The organism is Mycobacterium sp. ML4, assembly GCF_054515735.1.
The window spans coordinates 58,145-77,610 of record NZ_JBTNSY010000009.1; the positions used below are offsets into that span (position 1 = coordinate 58,145).

Annotated in this window: 20 protein-coding genes and 1 pseudogene; 18 read left to right on the plus strand and 3 right to left on the minus strand. The window is 66.9% G+C overall.

The genetic code is table 11. From position 1 onward, the window contains the following. Positions 1-77 precede the first annotated feature (77 nt). Positions 78-698, minus strand: coding sequence for a hypothetical protein (locus tag ACX9NE_RS12025; protein ID WP_459363857.1), 621 nt, complete (start codon positions 696-698; stop codon positions 78-80). A gap of 118 nt (positions 699-816) precedes the next feature. On the opposite strand from ACX9NE_RS12025, the gene ACX9NE_RS12030 reads away from it, so the two are divergent. The 10 genes from ACX9NE_RS12030 to aroQ all read left to right on the plus strand — a co-directional run bounded on the left by ACX9NE_RS12030 (position 817) and on the right by aroQ (position 10,415). After that, positions 817-1,206, plus strand: coding sequence for a secondary thiamine-phosphate synthase enzyme YjbQ (locus ACX9NE_RS12030; RefSeq protein ID WP_459363899.1), 390 nt, complete (start codon positions 817-819; stop codon positions 1,204-1,206). A 116-nt stretch (positions 1,207-1,322) separates the two neighbouring features. Beyond that, on the plus strand, positions 1,323-4,028 hold the full coding sequence (gene alaS / locus ACX9NE_RS12035; protein ID WP_459363856.1) for an alanine--tRNA ligase: 2,706 nt from the start codon (positions 1,323-1,325) through the stop codon (positions 4,026-4,028). Between the two features lie 57 nt (positions 4,029-4,085). Further along, positions 4,086-4,607, plus strand: coding sequence for a Holliday junction resolvase RuvX (ruvX, locus tag ACX9NE_RS12040; RefSeq protein ID WP_459363855.1), 522 nt, complete (start codon positions 4,086-4,088; stop codon positions 4,605-4,607). Beyond that, complete coding sequence (gene mltG, locus ACX9NE_RS12045) at positions 4,600-5,835, plus strand: endolytic transglycosylase MltG (protein ID WP_459363854.1); 1,236 nt, start codon at positions 4,600-4,602, stop codon at positions 5,833-5,835. The genes ruvX and mltG overlap by 8 nt, the downstream gene beginning before the upstream one ends. Then, positions 5,832-6,635 carry a shikimate dehydrogenase gene (locus tag ACX9NE_RS12050; protein WP_459363853.1) on the plus strand — a complete coding sequence of 268 codons (804 nt, stop codon included), beginning with the start codon at positions 5,832-5,834 and terminating at the stop codon, positions 6,633-6,635. The genes mltG and ACX9NE_RS12050 overlap by 4 nt, the downstream gene beginning before the upstream one ends. 9 nt (positions 6,636-6,644) lie before the next feature. Then, positions 6,645-7,052, plus strand: coding sequence for a prepilin peptidase (locus ACX9NE_RS12055; RefSeq protein ID WP_459363852.1), 408 nt, complete (start codon positions 6,645-6,647; stop codon positions 7,050-7,052). Between the two features lie 118 nt (positions 7,053-7,170). Beyond that, on the plus strand, positions 7,171-8,379 hold the full coding sequence (gene aroC, locus ACX9NE_RS12060) for a chorismate synthase (protein ID WP_459363851.1): 1,209 nt from the start codon (positions 7,171-7,173) through the stop codon (positions 8,377-8,379). A gap of 4 nt (positions 8,380-8,383) precedes the next feature. Further along, positions 8,384-8,914 (plus strand): shikimate kinase, encoded by a 531-nt coding sequence (locus tag ACX9NE_RS12065; RefSeq protein WP_459363850.1) that lies wholly within the window; start codon positions 8,384-8,386, stop codon positions 8,912-8,914. Further along, positions 8,911-9,996, plus strand: coding sequence for a 3-dehydroquinate synthase (gene aroB / locus ACX9NE_RS12070; protein ID WP_459363849.1), 1,086 nt, complete (start codon positions 8,911-8,913; stop codon positions 9,994-9,996). The genes ACX9NE_RS12065 and aroB overlap by 4 nt, the downstream gene beginning before the upstream one ends. Further along, positions 9,993-10,415, plus strand: coding sequence for a type II 3-dehydroquinate dehydratase (aroQ, locus tag ACX9NE_RS12075; RefSeq protein WP_459363848.1), 423 nt, complete (start codon positions 9,993-9,995; stop codon positions 10,413-10,415). Before aroB ends, aroQ begins: the two co-directional genes overlap by 4 nt. Positions 10,416-10,520: 105 nt before the next feature. Here aroQ and ACX9NE_RS12080 read toward each other — a convergent pair whose 3' ends face one another. Beyond that, positions 10,521-11,171 (minus strand): TetR/AcrR family transcriptional regulator, encoded by a 651-nt coding sequence (locus ACX9NE_RS12080; protein ID WP_459377727.1) that lies wholly within the window; start codon positions 11,169-11,171, stop codon positions 10,521-10,523. Positions 11,172-11,251: 80 nt separating this feature from the next. Here ACX9NE_RS12080 and ACX9NE_RS12085 point away from each other — a divergent pair, with 80 nt between their 5' ends. Further along, positions 11,252-12,343 carry a methyltransferase gene (locus ACX9NE_RS12085; protein WP_459363847.1) on the plus strand — a complete coding sequence of 364 codons (1,092 nt, stop codon included), beginning with the start codon at positions 11,252-11,254 and terminating at the stop codon, positions 12,341-12,343. Positions 12,344-12,355: 12 nt separating this feature from the next. Here ACX9NE_RS12085 and ACX9NE_RS12090 read toward each other — a convergent pair whose 3' ends face one another. Further along, the gene (locus tag ACX9NE_RS12090; protein WP_459363846.1) at positions 12,356-13,126 is read right to left on the minus strand and encodes a B-4DMT family transporter; all 771 of its coding nucleotides are present in this window, start codon (positions 13,124-13,126) and stop codon (positions 12,356-12,358) included. A gap of 33 nt (positions 13,127-13,159) precedes the next feature. Here ACX9NE_RS12090 and ACX9NE_RS12095 point away from each other — a divergent pair, with 33 nt between their 5' ends. The 7 genes and pseudogenes from ACX9NE_RS12095 to ACX9NE_RS12125 all read left to right on the plus strand — a co-directional run bounded on the left by ACX9NE_RS12095 (position 13,160) and on the right by ACX9NE_RS12125 (position 19,407). Continuing rightward, positions 13,160-14,275 (plus strand): M24 family metallopeptidase, encoded by a 1,116-nt coding sequence (locus tag ACX9NE_RS12095; RefSeq protein WP_459363845.1) that lies wholly within the window; start codon positions 13,160-13,162, stop codon positions 14,273-14,275. Positions 14,276-14,311: 36 nt separating this feature from the next. After that, a pseudogene (locus tag ACX9NE_RS12100) lies at positions 14,312-14,524 on the plus strand (M24 family metallopeptidase); the annotation flags it as partial. A 14-nt stretch (positions 14,525-14,538) separates the two neighbouring features. Next, positions 14,539-15,102 carry an elongation factor P gene (gene efp / locus ACX9NE_RS12105; protein ID WP_459363844.1) on the plus strand — a complete coding sequence of 188 codons (564 nt, stop codon included), beginning with the start codon at positions 14,539-14,541 and terminating at the stop codon, positions 15,100-15,102. 2 nt (positions 15,103-15,104) lie between these two features. Then, a complete protein-coding gene (nusB, locus tag ACX9NE_RS12110; protein WP_459363843.1) occupies positions 15,105-15,602 on the plus strand; it encodes a transcription antitermination factor NusB in 498 nt (165 codons plus the stop codon). Continuing rightward, positions 15,599-16,003 carry an antitermination protein NusB gene (locus tag ACX9NE_RS12115; RefSeq protein WP_459363842.1) on the plus strand — a complete coding sequence of 135 codons (405 nt, stop codon included), beginning with the start codon at positions 15,599-15,601 and terminating at the stop codon, positions 16,001-16,003. The genes nusB and ACX9NE_RS12115 overlap by 4 nt, the downstream gene beginning before the upstream one ends. A 122-nt stretch (positions 16,004-16,125) precedes the next feature. After that, a complete protein-coding gene (locus ACX9NE_RS12120; RefSeq protein WP_459363841.1) occupies positions 16,126-16,545 on the plus strand; it encodes a DUF6636 domain-containing protein in 420 nt (139 codons plus the stop codon). 21 nt (positions 16,546-16,566) lie between these two features. Next, a complete protein-coding gene (locus ACX9NE_RS12125) occupies positions 16,567-19,407 on the plus strand; it encodes an aminotransferase class I/II-fold pyridoxal phosphate-dependent enzyme (protein ID WP_459363840.1) in 2,841 nt (946 codons plus the stop codon). Positions 19,408-19,466 lie beyond the last annotated feature (59 nt).

A 19,466-nucleotide genomic window follows, 5' to 3' on the forward strand; every position in this document is an offset into this window, starting at 1 on the left:
TCGCACTTTGACTGCGGTTTTACAGTCTCGATGAACAAGCGCCGAGAAGCGTCCAGACGGCCGCCCCCAGCAGGCCCTTACACCAGCTCCGGCACCCGCAGATGAGCCAGCGCCAGCTCGAATTCGCCGACGTCGTCCTGGTCGAGACCGAGATCACGCATCATCGCCGTCCGCAGTGAACGGGCCGAGTCGGTGCAGCGTTCCATCGCGTCGTGGCTGTCGTATGTCACCGAGACCACCGCGCGCGCCGAGGTGGGGTCGACCATCAGGCTCGCGCTGCAGAAGCCGTCGAACTCCTCGACGGCCGGCAGCACAGCCCAGCGGTAGAAGTCGACGCCGCGCTCGAACAGCTCGGGCCGGGTCCGCAGCCAGGTGGTCCGCACCCAGGCGCCCGGCATGGATCGGTGGTCGCGGTGCAGCACCGCGATCCGCCATTGGTCGACCACGGCGCTGCCCCCGAAGACCTCGACCGCCCGGTAGCGCACCGGCCACACCCGCTCAGCGCTGCGCTGCATCGCTGATTCGGTTTCCCAGGCGCTGGTGGCGACGCATCTGCCCGACTCGCGGTCGACCAACAACGAAAGGCCCAGGTAGCCCTCCAGCTCTGCGAGGGCCGGCATGACCACGTCGCGAACGTGTTCGATACCCATGCCGATCGACGAGCGTTGCGCCTGGATGGTGGTTGAGCGTGCAAACACGATCGACCCCTCCTGTGTATCGGGGCAGCGCCCCGGCGGCGCCACCGGTCCTGAGACCACCTTCCTCCGGGATCGGCGACCGGGCAAGACCCGTAGGCTGGTCCAAATGGATACCGATGTGCTGGATGTGGATACCGCGCGTCGCCGCATCGTTGACCTCACCGACGCGGTGCGCTCGTTCTGCGGCAACCACGCCGACGGACTGTGCAACGTGTTCGTTCCGCACGCCACCGCCGGCCTGGCCATCATCGAGACCGGCGCCGGCTCCGACGACGACCTGGTGGACACGATGGAACGGTTGCTGCCGCGCGACGACCGCTACCGGCACTCGCACGGCTCACCGGGCCACGGCGCCGATCACGTCCTGCCGGCGATCATCTCGCCGTCGGTGACGGTGCCGGTCAGCGGTGGCGAGCCGCTGTTGGGCACCTGGCAGAGCGTGGTCCTGGTCGACCTCAATCGCGACAATCCGAGGCGATCAGTCCGGCTGAGCTTCCTCGAAGGCTAGATGCGAGGCTCAGCGGGCCGAATTGCGTGTTCGGCGCGCAGTTCCGGCGAATAGGCTGGTACCCGACTCCCACCCGCGCGGGCGCGCGAGCAACAGGAAACTAAGGAAGAAGCACAGTGCAGACACACGAGATCAGGAAGCGGTTCCTTGATCATTTCGTGAAGGCGGGCCACACCGAGGTGCCCAGCGCCTCGGTGATCCTCGACGACCCCAACCTGCTGTTCGTCAACGCCGGCATGGTCCAGTTCGTGCCGTACTTCCTGGGCCAGCGCACGCCGCCGTATGCCACCGCCACCAGCATCCAGAAATGCATCCGCACCCCGGACATCGACGAGGTGGGCATCACCACCCGGCACAACACCTTCTTCCAGATGGCCGGCAACTTCTCTTTCGGCGACTACTTCAAACGTGGCGCCATCGAGCTGGCCTGGGGGCTGTTGACCAACCCGGTGGCCGACGGAGGATACGGACTCGATCCCGAAAAGCTTTGGGCGACAGTCCATCTCGACGATGACGAGGCCGCGCAGCTGTGGCAGGAGATCGCCGGCCTGCCGGCCGAGCGCATCCAGCGCCGCGGCATGGCCGACAACTACTGGTCGATGGGGATTCCCGGCCCGTGCGGGCCGTCCTCGGAGATCTACTACGACCGCGGTCCCGAGTTCGGCGTCGAAGGCGGTCCAATCGCCAACGAGGACCGTTATCTCGAGGTGTGGAACCTCGTCTTCATGCAGAACGAGCGCGGCGAGGGCACGACCAAAGAGGACTACGAGATCCTCGGGCCGCTACCGCGCAAGAACATCGACACCGGCATGGGCGTCGAGCGCATCGCGCTGGTGCTGCAGAGCGTGCACAACGTCTACGAGACCGACCTGCTGCGTCCGGTGATCGACCTGGTCGCCGCGCGCGCGCCCCGCGGGTACGACGTGGGAAACCACGCTGATGACGTCCGCTACCGCATCATCGCCGATCACAGCCGCACCGCCGCCATCCTGATCGGCGACGGCGTCAGCCCCGGCAACGACGGCCGTGGCTACGTGCTGCGCCGGCTGCTGCGACGGGTCATCCGCTCCGTCAAGCTACTTGGCGTGGATGACTCGGATTCGCCGATCGTCGGCGACCTGATGGCCACCGTGCGTGACGCGATAGGTCCGTCATACCCGGAGCTCGTCGACGACTTCGACCGGATCAACCGCATCGCCGTCGCCGAGGAGACGGCGTTCAACCGGACCCTGGCGTCGGGCTCGAAGCTTTTCGACGACGTAGCCGGCGCGACCAGGGCGATCGGTGCCACCGTCGTATCCGGCTCCGATGCCTTTACCCTGCATGACACCTACGGCTTCCCGATCGAACTAACCCTGGAGATGGCCGCGGAGTCCGGCCTGACCGTCGACGAGGCGGGCTTTCGCGAACTCATGGCCGAGCAGCGGCGGCGGGCAAAGGCGGACGCCGCCGCCCGCAAGCATGCCCACGCCGACCTGACCGCGTACCGCGAACTGGTCGACGCCGGCCCCACAGAGTTCACCGGCTTCGACGAATTGACCTCTGAGGCAAGAATTCTGGGCATCTTCGTGGACGGCAAACGGGTCCCGGTGGTGTCGCACGCGGACGCGGTCGGTGCGGACCGGGTGGAATTCATTCTCGATCGCACGCCGCTCTACGCCGAGTCCGGTGGGCAAATCGCCGACGCCGGCAGCATCAGCGGCACCGGCTCGGGCGGAAGCGCCCGCGCCGCGGTCACCGATGTGCAGAAGATCGCCAAGACCCTGCATGCCCACCGGGTCAATGTCGAGTCCGGAGAGTTCGTCGAGGGCGACACGGTGATCGCGGCGGTGGACCCGGGCTGGCGCAAGGGCGCCACTCAAGGTCACTCCGGCACCCACATGGTGCACGCCGCACTGCGCCAGGTGCTGGGTCCCAACGCCGTGCAGGCCGGATCGTTGAACCGCCCGGGTTATCTGCGTTTCGACTTCAACTGGCAGGGACCGCTCACCGACGCCCAGAGCTCACAAATCCAAGAGGTGACCAACGAGGCCGTGCAGGCCGACTTCGAGGTGCACACCTTCCTCGAGGACCTGGAGAAGGCCAAGGCGATGGGCGCGATGGCGCTCTTCGGCGAGGCCTATCCGGATCGGGTTCGCGTGGTCGAGATGGGTGGTCCGTTCTCGCTCGAGCTGTGCGGCGGCACCCACGTGCACAACACCGCGCAGATCGGCCCGGTGACCATCCTGGGCGAATCCTCGATCGGCTCCGGGGTGCGCCGGGTGGAGGCGTACGTCGGACTGGAGTCTTTCCGGCACCTGGCCAAGGAACGCGCCCTGATGGCGGGGCTGGCATCGTCGCTGAAGGTACCGTCCGAAGAGGTGCCGGCCCGGGTGGCGGGCCTGGTGGAGCGGCTCAAAGCGGCCGAGAAGGAGCTCGATCGGGTCCGGCTGGCCAGCGCTCGCGCGGCCGCCACGAATGCCGCCGCGGGCGCCGAGCGCATCGGTAACGTGCGGGTGGTGGCGCAACGGATGTCGACCGGCATGACGGCGGCCGATCTGCGCTCCCTGGTCGGCGACATCCGCGGCAAGCTGGGTAGCGACCCGGCGGTGGTGGCCCTGATCGCCGAAGGCGACGGCTCGAGCGTTCCCTATGCCGTGGCGGCCAATCAGGCCGCCCAGGATCTCGGTTTGAACGCCAACGACCTGGTCAAACAGCTCGCAGGTGCGGTCGAGGGCCGTGGCGGCGGCAAGGCCGACCTGGCCCAGGGCTCCGGCAAGAATCCGAACGGCATCGACGCGGCTCTGGACGCGCTACGGGCAGAGATAGCGCGGGTCGGCTGAGTGGTCCAAACACCGCAGGCACAAAGCGGCGACCCGCAGCGCCCGGCTCCTCCGCCCTTGCGATCGCCGCAGCGCCAGCCGGACCGGCCGGGCGTATCTGACCCCGGCAGAGGCCGGCGGCTCGGCGTTGACGTGGGCACCGTACGGATCGGTGTAGCGGTCAGCGATCCGGACGGCATCCTGGCCACCCCGGTGGAAACCGTCCGACGCGACCGGTCCGTAAAACACTTGCGCCGGCTGGCCGCCCTGGCGGCCGAGTTCGACGCGGTCGAGGTAGTGGTCGGATTGCCGCGCACGTTGGCCGACCGCGTCGGCCAGTCTGCGCAGGACGCCATCGAGGTGGCGCACGCGTTGGCGCAACGGATCGCACCCACCCCGGTCCGGCTAGCCGATGAGCGGCTGACCACGGTCACCGCGCAACGGTCACTGCGGGACGCCGGGATCCGGGCCAAGCAGCAGCGTTCGGTGATCGACCAGGCTGCTGCGGTGGCCATCTTGCAGGGATGGCTGGATCAACGTCGCTCCCTGATCGCCTCGCCCGGCCAGGCCAACTACGCCGCGGAAGTCTCCGATGTCTGAGCGCGAGAAGGCCAAGCCGGTGGCGGTCGGGCCGAGCCGGCATCGCCGGACGCGCGCCGAGCGCAAGAAGGCCCAACGCACCCGTCGCCGGCGCCGCGTCGCCGGCGGTTTCGCGGCCGGCCTGCTCGTTGTCGTCGTAGTAGCCGCGGTTCTGCTTGGTTCGAAGATGTGGCACCTGATTTCGGGTAACGAGGACGACTACACCGGCAACGGCAAGCAGGATGTCGTGATCCAGGTCCAGGCCGGCGACTCGACCACGGCGGTGGGCGAGACGCTGCTCAAGCGCGGTGTGGTGCGCACCGTGCGGGCGTTCGTCGATGCCGCGCACGGCAACGCCGCGATCTCGGCGATTCAGCCCGGTTACTACCGGATGCGCACCGAGATCCCGGCGGCCAATGCGGTGGCGCGGCTGGCGGACCCGAACAGCAGGGTGGGCAGGCTGGTTATCCCGGAAGGGCGTCAGCTCGACGACACCACCGACATGAAGACCAACAAGACCACCCCCGGGATTCTCACCCTGATCTCGCGAGCCACCTGCGTGGACCTGAACGGCAACCAGCGCTGCGTATCGGTGGCCGATCTGCGCGCGTCCGCGAGCAAGAGCCCGCCGACGGCGCTGCAGGTACCGAAATGGGCGATCGAGCCGGTTACCGAGCTGCGCGACGACCACCGCCGCCTCGAAGGCCTGATAGCGCCCGGAACCTTCAACATCGACCCGGCGGCGTCGGCCGAGACGATTTTGGCGAACCTGATCAGCGCCGGCACCGTCGCGTACCTGACGTCCGGGCTGGAAGACACCGCCAAAGCGATCGGCCTGTCGCCCTACGACATCCTGGTGGTGGCCTCGCTGGTGCAACAGGAAGCCAATGCGCCGGACTTCGCCAAAGTGGCCCAGGTGATCTACAACCGCCTGCACGAACACCGCAAGCTGGAATTCGACTCGACGGTGAATTACCCGCTGGATCGGCGCGAAGTCGCCACCGGCGATGCCGATCGTGCCCAGCGGACCCCGTGGAACACCTACATGGCCGAGGGGCTGCCGGCCACCGCGATCTGCTCGCCCGGAGTGGACGCGCTGCGCGCGGCCGAGCATCCGGCTCCGGGGGATTGGCTGTACTTCGTCACCATCGACGCTCAGGGGACGACGTTGTTCACCCGCGACTATCAGCAGCATCTGGCGAACATCGAGCTGGCCAAGCGCAACGGTGTGCTCGATTCCGCGCGATGAGTGTTAGGAAAGCGGCGGTACTCGGTTCGCCGATCGCGCATTCCAAATCCCCGCAGCTGCACCTGGCGGCGTATCGCGCACTGGGCCTGACCGATTGGACCTACGACCGCATCGAGTGCACTGCCGAGCAATTACCAGCCCTGGTGGGCGGCTTCGGTCCCGAATGGGTCGGCGTGTCGGTGACGATGCCGGGAAAGTTCGCCGCTTTGCGGTTCGCCGACGAACGCACCGCGCGTGCCGAACAGGTCGGGTCGGCCAACACGCTGGTCCGGACACCGAGTGGTTGGCGCGCCGACAACACCGATATCGACGGCGTGGCGGGCGCGCTCGGCCAGGCCTCGGGACATGCCCTGGTGGCCGGTTCGGGCGGCACCGCTCCGGCGGCTGTGGTGGGGCTGGCCACGCTGGGTGTCACCGGCATCACGGTAGTGGCCCGCAACGCCGACAAGGTGGCTCGGCTGGTGGACTTGGGCACCCGCCTGGGCTTAGCGATGCGGCACTGCGGCCTGGACGACGACGCGCTGGCCGACGCGGTGGCCGCCGCGCGGGTGCTCGTCAGCACTCTGCCCGCCGACGTCGCCGCCCGCTACGCCGACACCTTCGCCACGGTCCCGGTGCTGTTGGACGCCATCTACGACCCGTGGCCCACGCCGCTGGCCGCCGCGGTGCAGGCCGCCGGTGGCCGCGTGTTAAGTGGCCTGCAGATGCTGCTGCACCAGGCGTTCGCGCAGGTCGAGCAGTTCACTGGGCTGCCCGCGCCGCGCGAGGCCATGACTTGCGCGCTGTCAGAACTGGATTAGCCTGCGCGCATGCGGATCGGGCTGGTCATGGCCTGGCTGGTCGCCTTGAGCTGTTATGACATTCGGCAGCGACGGCTGCCCAACTTCCTGACGCTGCCCGGCGGCGTGGTGATCCTGATCGGGGCGGCGCTAGCCGGTCGTGCGGGGCCGGCCCTGGCGGGCGCAGCGGCGCTGGCCGCGATCTACCTCGCGGTGCATCTGGCGGCGCCGACGGCGATGGGGGCCGGCGACGTCAAGCTCGCAATCGGCCTCGGCGGGATCAGCGGCTGTTTCGGTGTCGAGGTGTGGTTCCTGGCCGCGCTGGGGGCGCCGCTGCTGACTGCGGCGATCGGTCTGGTGTGGCGGCTGCACGCCGTGCCGCATGGGCCGTCGATGTGTGTGGCGACGGGCCTGGCAACGGCGCTGGCCATCGCGTAGCGCCGCGCGGCCCCGCACTGGCTCTGCCCGTGTGGCGCTCGCTAGTCGAACTTCTCCGCCCTGGCGGCAGACTCAAGGGCGTGCAAGCTCATGCCCGCGGACGTGGGAAGATGTTCCGGTGTTGCGCTGGATCACTGCTGGGGAATCTCATGGCCGCGCGCTGGTGGCCATGGTCGAGGGCATGGTCGCCGGCGTAGAGGTCACGTCCACCGAGATCGCCGACGAGTTGGCCCGCCGCCGCCTGGGTTACGGCCGCGGGGCCCGAATGAAATTCGAGCGCGACGTGGTGACCATGCTGTCGGGGGTGCGGCACGGTGTGACCCTGGGAGGGCCCATCGCGATCGAGATCGGCAACACCGAGTGGCCCAAGTGGGAAACGGTGATGGCCCCCGATCCCGTCGACCCGGCGCTGCTGGCGGACAGCGCCCGCAATGAGCCCCTGACCCGGCCCCGACCCGGGCACGCAGATTACGCGGGCATGCTCAAATACGGCTTCGACGACGCTCGCCCGGTTCTGGAGCGCGCCAGCGCCCGCGAGACCGCCGCCCGGGTCGCCGCCGGCACTGTCGCGCGGGCCTTCCTGCGCCAGGCGCTGGGCGTCGAGGTGCTCTCGCACGTCATCTCGATCGGCGCGTCAGAACCTTACGACGGACCGCCGCCCCGCGCCGAGGATCTGCCGGCCATCGATGCCAGCCCGGTCCGCGCGTATGACGAAGCGGCCGAAAAGTCGATGATCAGCGAGATCGAAGCCGCCAAGAAGGACGGCGATACACTCGGCGGTGTCGTCGAAGCGGTGGCGCTGGGCCTGCCGGTCGGCTTGGGCTCTTTCACCAGTGGCGACAACCGGCTCGACAGCCAGCTGGCGGCCGCGGTGATGGGCATCCAGGCGATCAAGGGCGTGGAGATCGGCGACGGCTTCCAGACGGCCCGCCGTCGCGGCAGCCGCGCCCACGACGAGATGTACCCGGGTCCCGACGGCGTCGTCCGCTCCACCAACCGCGCCGGTGGGCTCGAAGGGGGGATGACCAACGGGCAGCCGCTGCGGGTGCGCGCGGCGATGAAGCCGATCTCCACCGTGCCGCGCGCACTGGCCACCGTCGACATGGCCACCGGCGACGAGGCCGTTGCGATCCACCAGCGCTCGGACGTGTGTGCGGTGCCGGCCGCCGGAGTCGTCGTCGAGACGATGGTGGCGCTGGTGCTGGCCCGCGCCGCGCTGGAGAAGTTCGGCGGAGATTCGCTGGCCGAAACCCGCCGCAACATCGACTCCTACCTGCGCACGGTCGCCGACCGCGAGGCGCCTGCGGCCCGGGCTGCCGGGAGCTGACCGGATGGCTCCCAGGGCGGTACTCGTGGGCTTGCCCGGCTCGGGGAAGTCGACCATCGGGCGTCGGTTAGCCAAGGCGCTCGGGGTCGGCCTGCTCGATACCGACGCGGCCATCGAGGCGCAGACCGGTCGCAGCATCGCCGACATTTTCGCCACCGACGGCGAGCAGGAGTTCCGGCGCATCGAGGAGGACGTGATCCGCACGGCACTCGAGGAGCATGACGGTGTGCTGTCGCTCGGTGGTGGCGCGGTCACCAGCCCCGGCGTGTGCGCGGCTCTGGCCGGCCACACCGTGGTCTACCTGGAGATCAGTGCGGCCGAAGGCGTGCGGCGTACCGGCGGCAACACGGTGCGGCCCCTGTTGGCCGGACCCGACCGCGCCGCGAAGTTCCGCGAGCTGATGTCCAAACGCATTCCGCTGTACCGCCGGGTGGCAACCATCCGGGTGGACACCAACCGCCGCAACCCCGGCGCCGTGGTCCGCTACATCGTGTCGCGCCTGCAGACCCCGACTTCGGTAGAGGCCGCCAAATGACAGAGCACGCACCGGTCACCGTCGAGGTGGCCGTGGACCCGCCCTATCCGGTGCTGATCGGCACCGGATTGCTCGACGAGCTGGACAAGCTGCTGTCCGGGCGGCACAAGGTCGCCATCCTGCATCAGCCCGTACTCGCGGACACTGCGGAGGAGATCCGAACCCGATTGGCCGACAGCGGGATCGATGCGCACCGCGTCGAAATCCCGGACGCCGAAGCGGGTAAAGAGCTGCCTGTCGTCGGGTTCATCTGGGAAGTGTTGGGCCGTATCGGACTCGGGCGCAAGGATGCACTGGTGAGCTTGGGCGGTGGGGCCGCCACGGACGTCGCGGGTTTCGCGGCGGCCACCTGGCTGCGCGGTGTGTCGATCGTGCACGTGCCCACCACGCTGCTCGGCATGGTCGACGCGGCCGTCGGCGGCAAGACCGGCATCAACACCGACGCAGGCAAGAACCTGGTCGGCGCGTTTCATCAGCCGCTGGCCGTGCTGGCCGACATGGCGATGCTGAAAACGTTGCCGCACAATGAAATCGTCGCGGGCATGGCTGAAGTGGTCAAAGCCGGATTCATCGCCGACCCCGTCATCCTCGACCTCATCGAAGCCGACCCCCAGGCGGCGTTGGATCCCGAAGGCGACGTGCTGCCCGAACTGATCCGCCGGGCGATCGTCGTCAAAGCCGAAGTGGTCGCGGCCGACGAGAAGGAATCCGAGCTGCGCGAAATACTTAACTACGGCCACACTTTGGCCCATGCCATCGAACGCCGGGAACGCTATCAGTGGCGGCACGGCGCCGCCGTCTCGGTGGGGCTGGTGTTCGCAGCCGAGCTCGCCCGGCTTACCGGCCGCCTCGACGACGAGACCGCTCGACGTCACCGCGACATCCTCACGTCGCTGGGTTTGCCCGTCAGCTATGACCACGACGCACTGCCTCAGCTGCTGGAACTGATGGTAGGAGACAAGAAGACGCGTGCCGGGGTGCTGCGCTTTGTGGTTCTGGACGGACTGGCCAAGCCGGGCCGTCTGGTGGGACCCGACCCGGGTCTGTTGGTGACGGCCTACGCCGGGGTGTGCGCCCCATGACCATCAATGTCATCAACGGCCCAAACCTGGGCCGGCTCGGTAAGCGGGAACCCGCCGTCTACGGCAGCACCACCCACGACGACCTGGTCGTCCTGATCGAGGCCGAAGCCGCCGAACTCGGGCTGAATGTCCTTGTGCGGCAGAGCGACAGCGAAGCCGAACTGCTGGACTGGATACACCGGGCCGCCGACGCTTCCGAACCGGTGATACTCAACGCCGGCGGCCTGACCCATACCTCGGTAGCGTTGCGCGACGCCTGCGCGGAACTGAGCGCACCGTTGATCGAGGTGCACATCTCCAATGTTCATGCGCGCGAAGAGTTCCGGCACCACTCGTATCTCAGCCCGGTCGCGACCGGTGTGATCGTCGGACTGGGGGTACAGGGATACCTGCTGGCCCTGCGCTACCTGGCCGCCTAGCAAGTCAACAGGTTGCCCCTGCTCCACCGAGTGTCTCGTTAGCGAACTTGCGACGCCCGAGAAGCAGCTAGCCGTAACGTGTTACGAACACATCATGCGGAAAATCTACTCTGGCAGCAGCTCCGGCCTCAGCAGCAGGCGGGGCAGCGCGTCGGCCAGCCATTTCTCGTATTGGTCTGGTGACCATCCCACATCGTTGGTGAACGTCCAAAACACGTACGGCGACTGGATGGTGGCCAAAATGTCGGCAGCTTGATCTGCGGTCAGGCTCGGGCGCAGTGCCGGCCCCAGCTGTGCCACCCACAGCGTACAGTCAGCGCGTATCTCGCGAGTCAACCTCAGGCGCAGTTCGTCCAGGCCCGCCTGCAACAGCACCTGCATCAACGGCGCCACCCGCTCGTGCACCTCTCGGACGAAGTGCGCGGCGGTCGCGAAGAACATGCGTTGCGGCTCGCTCGATATATCGGCGAGCAGCGGCAGTCGATCGGCCAACGGTTCTGGGCCGTAGTCGCCCACGAGTGCGACCTCGATCGCCCGGGAAAGCACGCCAGCCTTCGACCCGTATGCCGCATAGACCGTTTGTGGTGAGACGTCTGCCGCTGCCGCGATCTGGTCGATCGATGTCGCGGCGAAGCCCTGCTCGACGAAGAGAGTCGTCGCCGCCGTGACGATCCGGTGTTGACGAGCTTCGGCGTCGGCCTTCCGACGGCTGTTGTCATACGTTCGACGCGGCCGCTTGCGTGAAGCCGTTGACACCAGCATTCCACCTTCCATATAGTCAACTATATTCAATTTAGTTAACTCTCGCTAAATATTACTACGGGAGGATGAGCGCCATGCAACCCACGCGCGTACCGCCGGTACGGTTGGTGAAACTGGTTGACCGCCTGCGGGATAGCCTCTATCGCATACATCAGCGACTCGCTCCGCCGCCGGTTGCGATGATCGAACTCATCCTGGCGGGATGGACGTCACAAGCGATCGAAGCGGCTGCCGAACTAGGTATCGCCGACGCGCTGGCCGCAGGGCCGCTGCAGCCCGATGAACTTGCCGCAAAGGTTGGTGCCGACCCCGATGCGGTGAGCCGACTTTTGCGGGCGCTGGGCAGTCGTGGCATTTTTCGCCGGCACGCGAATGGCGCCTATGGCCTTACGCCTCTCGCCGACACGCTGCGGACCGACGCTCCGGGGTCGATGGCCGCCGCAGCGCTGTTATACGGATCGCCGCAGCATCGCGAGCACTGGAGCATGCTTGCCGAGTCGGTCAGAACCGGTAGGGCGAGCATTCCGCGTCTCCGCGGCAAGGAGTTCTTCGACTACCTCAGCGACAATCCTTATCTGTCAGAGCTTTTCAACGGCGCCATGACCAGCATCTCGGAGATGGCGGAACGCCCCGTGGTCGCCGCCTACGACTTCACCCGGTACCCCACGATCATGGACGTCGGTGGCGGACATGGCCGCTTGCTAGCCGCGATCCTGACGGCGGCGCCGACCGCTCGCGGTGTGCTCCTGGAAATCCCGGACGTTGCCGCCGGGGCGTTGCCACTGCTGCGGAAACTGGGTGTGGCAGAACGGGTTCGTGTCGAGGGAGGGTCATTCTTCGAGGGCGTCCCTGGAGCGGCCGACCTGTACGTCCTGAAACACATCATTCACGACTGGCCCGATGATAAGGCCGTGACGATCTTGCGCAATCTGCGCAACGGCGGCGGTGCGGACTGCACCGTGGTCCTAATCGAGCTTGTGATTCCCGAGCACAACCGCGACTTCGTCGGCAAGTGGACTGATCTCGAGATGCTATTGGGTATGGATGGCAGCCGCGAACGCACCGCGGCGGAGTACAGCGTGTTGCTCGCGCGCTCCGGGTTCAAAATGACACGGGTGATTCCGACCGCGTCGCCGTTCAGCCTCGTCGAGGCGAAGGCGTGCTGACAGCTCGGGGGACTACTCGCTAGTTTTCCTGTGCGGCTTGGTCTGGTCGTCGAGATTGAGCACCTCGGTCTTGTCCTCACTGCCGTGGTCGCCGGTGCGGATGACTTCGGTCTTGTCCTCATCTTTGTGGTCGCCGGTGCGGATGACTTCGGTCTTGTCCTCATTGGCGTGATCGCCGGTGCGTATCACCTCGGTGGGTGCCTCGCGCTCGACGGTGGCCACCGACGAGGTCCGCTCCTCAGTCTGGGCGCCCGATGTCCTGATCTCGCCGGTGGGGCTGTCGTCGGCGCGAACGGCGGTGAACACATCGGTATCGCCGGAGCGGTCGCGGTGCGGGTCGTGATCGGGCCTCTCGATCGGGGGAGCGTTGCGGTCAATGCGCCACCGGCCGATCGACACGCCGACGATCGCGAACAGGAAGACAATCAGCGCGGTGAAAGCCGCGAACGTGGTTAGCTCGTTGAGCAAACCACCGGTGTAGATGCCCTTGTAGAAGATGGCGATGATCCAGGCGACCAGGCCGCTGACCACGCCGGCCACCAGCCCTCCCAGCAACCACACCATGGCCAGGTCTTCGCGGCGGTCCGGGTCGGGGTTCGCTTTGGCGTCGGCGCGGCCGTCCATCGTCCCCCACACCGCCGCGCAAATCACAAAGATCGTCAGCAGCACAATGCTGATCAGCGCCGACTGGGTCTGCCACGCGTTGATCAGCGCCCCTTGAAACAGGCGAAGAACGACCATCCCGGCGGCAAACACCAATCCACGCAGCATCCACTTGTTCATGGGCAAACAGCGTAGCGAGTACGGTCAAGGGTCGTGACACATTCCCAGCGCCGACACAACCTGAAGACCAAGATCCGTGCCGCCGGACTAGATGCGATGCTGGTCACGGACTTGATAAACGTGCGGTATCTATCTGGATTCAGCGGCTCCAACGGCGCGTTGCTGGTGTTTGCTGACGACCGTGAGGCCGTACTGGCCACCGACGGTCGCTACCGCACCCAGGCGGCGCAGCAAGCCCCTGATCTGGAGGTGGCCATCGAGCGGGCCGTCGGACGGTACCTCGCCGGGCGGGCCGGACAGGACCGGGTCGAACGACTCGGTTTCGAAAGTCACGTGGTCACGGTCGACGGACTGGACACCCTGACTGCGGAACTGGAGGGCCACCACACCGAATTGGTGCGGGCATCGGGCACCGTGGAGGTGCTCCGCGAGGTGAAGGACGCCGGCGAGCTGGCGCTGCTGCGGCTGGCCTGCGAAGCGGCCGACGCCGCGCTCACCGATCTGGTGGAGAGCGGCGGGCTGCGGCCGGGGCGCACCGAGCGTGAGGTGAGCCGCGAGCTGGAGGGCCTGATGCTCGATCACGGCGCCGATGCGATCTCGTTCGAGACGATCGTGGCCGCCGGGCCGAATTCGGCCATCCCGCACCACCGGCCGACCGACGCGGTGCTCGCGTCGGGAGATTTCGTGAAGATCGACTTCGGTGCGCTAGTGGCGGGTTACCACTCGGACATGACCCGCACCTTCGTGTTGGGCCACGCTGCCGATTGGCAGCTCGAGATCTACGACCTGGTCGCGCAGGCGCAACGGGCCGGCCGCGAGGCACTGCACCCGGGTGCCGAACTGCGCGACGTCGACGGCGCCGCGCGGCAGATCATCGCCGACGCGGGCTACGGCGATCACTTCGGCCATGGCCTGGGGCACGGGGTGGGCCTGCAGATCCACGAAGCGCCGGGCATCGGCGCGACGTCCGCCGGCACCCTGCTGGCGGGTTCCGTGGTGACCGTGGAGCCGGGCGTCTACCTGCCCGGCCGCGGCGGTGTCCGCATCGAGGACACCCTGGCGGTACCGGTGGACGCCGGCTCGCACCACGCCGCGCACACCCCCGAACTGTTGACGCGGTTCCCGAAGGAACTCGCGGTTCTGACCTGACCCGCGTGGGGAATGTCACCGCCGGGGACCCGACGTGGCCTGCACGTCCCCGAAGGGCCGGCATCCGCCGGTACACTACGTTCGGGCTCCGTCATGACCGTGGAGCCCGGCGTCTATTCACCCGGCCGTGGCGGTGTCCGCATCCAGGACACATAGGTGGTGCCCTGGGAGACACCGGCCACCTCGCGCCACCCCGGGCAGACCCCGGAATTGTCGACCCGGTTTCTACAGGAACCGGCCGTCCTGTAGGAGATTTACCGATCGTGGCGACCACTGCTGACTTCAAGAACGGACTCGTCCTGGTGATCGACGGCCAGCTGTGGACCATCACCGAGTTTCAGCACGTCAAGCCCGGCAAGGGTCCGGCCTTCGTGCGGACCAAGCTGAAGAACGTGCTGTCCGGCAAGGTTGTGGACAAGACTTACAACGCCGGTGTGAAGGTCGACACCGCCACGGTGGACCGGCGCGACACCACGTACCTCTATCGCGACGGGTCGGACTTCGTGTTCATGGACAGCCAGGACTACGAGCAGCACCCGCTGCCGGAGTCGCTGGTCGGTGAGGCCGCGCGGTTCCTGCTGGAAGGCATGCCCGTGCAGGTCGCGTTCCACAACGGCGCGCCGCTCTACATCGAGCTGCCGGTGTCGGTTGAACTCGTGGTCTCCCACACCGAGCCCGGTCTGCAGGGAGACCGGTCCAGTGCGGGCACCAAGCCGGCGACGGTGGAGACCGGCGCGGAGATCCAGGTGCCGTTGTTCATCAACACCGGCGACAAGCTCAAGGTCGACACCCGCGACGGCAGCTACCTGGGGCGGGTCAACACCTGACCATGCCTGACGGGAAACGCAGCAAACAACGAGCTCACCGCCCTGTCAAAGGGCGGCACCAGGCGCGCAAAGGCGCCGTGGATCTGCTGTTCGAGGCCGAGGCCCGCGGTCTGAGCCCGGCGGAGATGGTCGACATGCGGACCACGCTGGCCGAGTCGAATCCGGATGTGGCCCGGCTGCTTCCCTATACGGCCGTCGTCGCCCGTGGGGTCGCCGGACATGCCGCTCATGTCGACGAGCTGATCACCTCGCACCTGCAGTCCTGGACGCTGGACCGCCTGCCCGCGGTGGATCGCGCCATCCTCCGGGTCGCGGTGTGGGAGCTGCTCTATGCCGACGACGTGCCGGAACCGGTCGCCGTCGACGAGGCCGTCGAGTTGGCCAAGGAACTGTCCACCGACGACTCGCCAGGTTTCATCAACGGCGTGCTGGGCCAGGTCATGCTGGTGACGCCGCAGATCCGGGCGGCCGCGCAAGCCGTCCAGGAGGGTGCCTCGTGACACGACTGGAAATGCGTGTGGTCATGGCAGTGCTGGCGGCGGTGGCGGTGGTCGTCGGTGCGGTGATCAGTGCCGCCTTCGGCTGGACCATCCTTGCGTCGGTGCTTGCGATCTTCGGACTGGGTGTCGGTGCGGCGGTGTATCACACCGTCGAACGCCTGATCTTGGCCCGCCGGATCAGCACGGTGCGCACTGCCGCCAAGCCGCTGCAGCCGCTGCTGCCGGTGATGGCCGCCATCATGGGACTGACCCAGGGTGTGGTGCGGTCGCTCGGCGACGTCACCGACCTGCCCGGGCGGCGCTTCGAGCTTCCCCAGCTGCCGCTGTTCAAGTGGATGGAAAACCCGCTCGGCAAAGGCAATCGGCAGATCATCGACGCTGGCGACGAGTCAGTAGACTGACCCTCGTCTCGGACCTGCAGCGCGAAATTCCCGGGCGAAACGTTCGCGCTTTGCGCGCGGGCGCGACACAATGACCGTTGGTTACCAATGGAAAGCGGTCGACATTGAGGTCAATCAGAGCCATGGTCACGTTGACCACTGCCGGGATGGCGCTGGCAATGGCGTCCGCGGGCACCGCACACGCCGATGGCTTCGACTTCTTCCAGACGCCGTCGGGGAACATCGACTGCGCGATGGGCTCGTTGGACGGCTCAGTCCTGGTTGACTGCGAGGTCGGTAACCACACCTATCCGGTCCCGCCGCGACCGAATCCCTGCATGGGAGCGTTCGGGGACCGGATCAGCATGCGCCAGGGCAGTGCGGCCAAGATGACCTGTCACAGCGACACCGTGAAAGGCACCGGGTATCCGGTGTTGGAGTACGGCCAGACACACTCGCTCAGCTCGGTCACCTGCGAAAGCCAACCATCCGGCATCACCTGCACCGACAGCGGTGCGGGCCATTATTTCCAACTCTCCCGCGATACCTACGAGCTGCACTGACGCTCGAGAACAGGTGACGACATGAATCGAGACAGTGCCCGCACCCGACGACTGCGCGTCTCCGCGCTGGCGGCGGTGGCCAACCCGTCGTACACCCGCGTCGACACCTGGAACCTGCTCGACGACGCGTGCCGCCACCTGTCCGAGGTTGACCTGGCCGGGCTGGACAAGACTCACGACCTGGCCAAGGTCAAGCGGCTGATGGACCGCATCGCCGCCTACGAGCGGTACTGGTTGTACCCGGGCGCGGACAACCTGGCCACCTTCCGTGCGCACCTGGAAAGTCTGTCCACGGTGCGGCTTGCCGAAGAGGTGTCGCAAGCAGTGCGGTTGTTATCCGAATATGGCGACCGCACAGCGCTATTCGACCTCTCAGCACCGCTCGCCGACCAGGAGCTGGTGGCGCAGGCCAAACAGCAGCAGTTCTACACGGTGCTGCTGGCCGACGATTCCCCGTGCACAGCACCCGATTGCCTGGCCGAAGCGCTGCGTGCGCTGCGCAACGCGGCTGACGACATTCAATTCGAAATCCTGCTGGCGCCCAGCGTCGAGGATGCCATCACCGCGGTGGCGCTCAACGGGGAGATCCAGGCTGCGATCATCCGCCACGATCTGCCGCTCCGGTCACGCGACCGGGTGCCCCTGATGAACACGCTGCTGGGCGCCAACGACGACACATCGATATCCAGGGTATCCGACCGCTCGCACGACTGGGTCGAGTGCGGCGAGTGGATCCGCGAATTGCGGCCCCACATCGACCTTTATCTGCTCACCGACGAGTCGATCGCCGCCGGCAGCGACGACGAGCCCGACGTCTACGACCGCACCTTCTACCGGCTCAACGATGTCACCGACCTGCACAGCACGGTGATCGCCGGATTGCGAAACCGATTCGCCACGCCCTTCTTCGACGCATTGCGGGCTTATGCCGCCGCGCCGGTGGGCCAGTTCCACGCTCTTCCCGTCGCACGCGGCGCCAGCATCTTCAACTCGAAGTCGTTGCAGGACATGGGCGAGTTCTACGGCCGCAACATTTTCATGGCCGAAACATCCACCACCTCAGGAGGGTTGGACTCGCTGCTGGACCCCCACGGCAACATCAAGAAGGCCATGGACAAGGCCGCGGTCACCTGGAACGCCAACCACACCTACTTCGTCACCAATGGCACCTCGACCGCCAACAAGATCGTCGTGCAGTCATTGACGCGGCCGGGCGACATCGTGCTGATCGACCGCAACTGCCACAAATCGCACCACTACGGTCTGGTGCTGGCCGGCGCTTACCCGCGCTATCTGGAGTCCTACGCCCTGCCGCAGTTCGCCATCTACGGCGCGGTGCCGCTGACCACCATCAAGAAGGCGCTACTGGACCTCGAAGCCGCCGGCCATCTGGACAAGGTGCGCATGCTGTTGCTCACCAACTGCATCTTCGACGGCGTCGTGTACAACCCGCGGCGGGTGATGGAGGAGGTGCTGGCGATCAAGCCGGACATCGTCTTCCTATGGGATGAGGCGTGGTACGCGTTCGCCACCGCCGTCCCGTGGGCCCGCCAACGCACCGCGATGGTCGCCGCCGAGCGGCTCGAACAGATGCTGGGATCGCCGGAATACGCTGAGGAATACCGCAATTGGCAGGCATCGATGGAAGGTGTGCCGCGCTCGGAGTGGGACAACCACCGACTGCTGCCCGACCCCGCGAAGGCCCGGGTGCGGGTCTATGCCACCCACTCCACGCACAAGTCGCTGTCGGCCTTCCGGCAGGCGTCGATGATCCACGTCCGCGACCAGGACTTCAACGCACTCGCCCGCGACGCATTCGGTGAGGCCTTCCTGACGCACACCTCCACGTCGCCGAACCAGCAACTGCTGGCATCACTGGACCTGGCTCGCCGTCAGGTCGACATCGAAGGTTTCCAGTTGGTCCGCCAGACCTACGACATGGCGCTGGTGTTCCGCCACCGGGTCCGCAAAGACCGGTTGATCAGCAAGTGGTTCCGCATCCTCGACGAGGCGGATCTGGTGCCCGAGGAGTACCGGGCATCGCACGTCAGTTCCTACCGCGAGGTCAGGCAGGGTGCACTCGACGAGTGGAACGAGGCCTGGCGTTCGGACCAGTTCGTGCTGGACCCGACGCGGGTCACGCTGTTCCTCGGCAAGACCGGGATGAACGGATACGATTTCCGCGAAAAGATTCTGATGGACCGCTTCGGCATCCAGATCAACAAGACCTCGATCAACAGTGTGCTGCTGATCTTCACCATCGGCGTCACCTGGTCGAGCGTCCACCACTTGCTCGACGTACTGCGCCGGGTCGCCACCGACTTCGACCGCACCAAGGCCGCGGCCAGTGTTGCCGACTGGGCGCTGCACGAACGCCGCGTCGAGGAGATCACCGAGGATCTGCCGCACCTGCCCGACTTCAGCGAGTTCGACGTGGCGTTCCGGCCCGATGAGGGCAGTGTGTATGGCGACACCCGCTCGGCCTTCTACGCCGGGTACGAGGAGAAGGACCGCGAATACGTGTTAATCGGCACGGCGGGTCGGCGGATCGCCGAGGGAAAGACGTTGGTTTCCACCACTTTTGTCGTGCCCTACCCGCCGGGTTTCCCGGTGCTGGTGCCGGGGCAGGTGGTGTCCAAGGAGATCGTCTACTTCCTGGCCCAGCTCGACGTCAAAGAGATTCACGGCTACAACCACGAGCTTGGTTTGTCGGTGTTCACTCAGGAGGCGCTGGCCCGCATGGAGGCGGCGCGCGCGGCGGTCACTCGCGCCGCCAAAGTGTCGGCTAACGGCTCGTCCGAGCCCGCGAGGGCACCGGAGGCACCGATGTTGGCGAACGAGCACACCGTGCAGGTGAATTGACGGCTGACTGCCTGGCCGGCTGACCGGCTGCCTGACCGCCGAACGTGCGGCCAGCTTCA

Coding starts and splice junctions, on each gene's coding strand:
- aroB (WP_459363849.1), top strand. CDS start 8,911: ATGACAGAGCACGCACCGGTCACCGTCGAGGTGGCCGTGGACCCGCCC.
- ACX9NE_RS12120 (WP_459363841.1), top strand. CDS start 16,126: ATGGTCACGTTGACCACTGCCGGGATGGCGCTGGCAATGGCGTCCGCG.
- ACX9NE_RS12125 (WP_459363840.1), top strand. CDS start 16,567: ATGAATCGAGACAGTGCCCGCACCCGACGACTGCGCGTCTCCGCGCTG.
- aroQ (WP_459363848.1), top strand. CDS start 9,993: ATGACCATCAATGTCATCAACGGCCCAAACCTGGGCCGGCTCGGTAAG.
- ACX9NE_RS12085 (WP_459363847.1), top strand. CDS start 11,252: ATGCAACCCACGCGCGTACCGCCGGTACGGTTGGTGAAACTGGTTGAC.
- ACX9NE_RS12050 (WP_459363853.1), top strand. CDS start 5,832: ATGAGTGTTAGGAAAGCGGCGGTACTCGGTTCGCCGATCGCGCATTCC.
- ACX9NE_RS12065 (WP_459363850.1), top strand. CDS start 8,384: ATGGCTCCCAGGGCGGTACTCGTGGGCTTGCCCGGCTCGGGGAAGTCG.
- ACX9NE_RS12090 (WP_459363846.1), bottom strand. CDS start 13,126: ATGAACAAGTGGATGCTGCGTGGATTGGTGTTTGCCGCCGGGATGGTC.
- ACX9NE_RS12055 (WP_459363852.1), top strand. CDS start 6,645: ATGCGGATCGGGCTGGTCATGGCCTGGCTGGTCGCCTTGAGCTGTTAT.
- mltG (WP_459363854.1), top strand. CDS start 4,600: ATGTCTGAGCGCGAGAAGGCCAAGCCGGTGGCGGTCGGGCCGAGCCGG.
- nusB (WP_459363843.1), top strand. CDS start 15,105: ATGCCTGACGGGAAACGCAGCAAACAACGAGCTCACCGCCCTGTCAAA.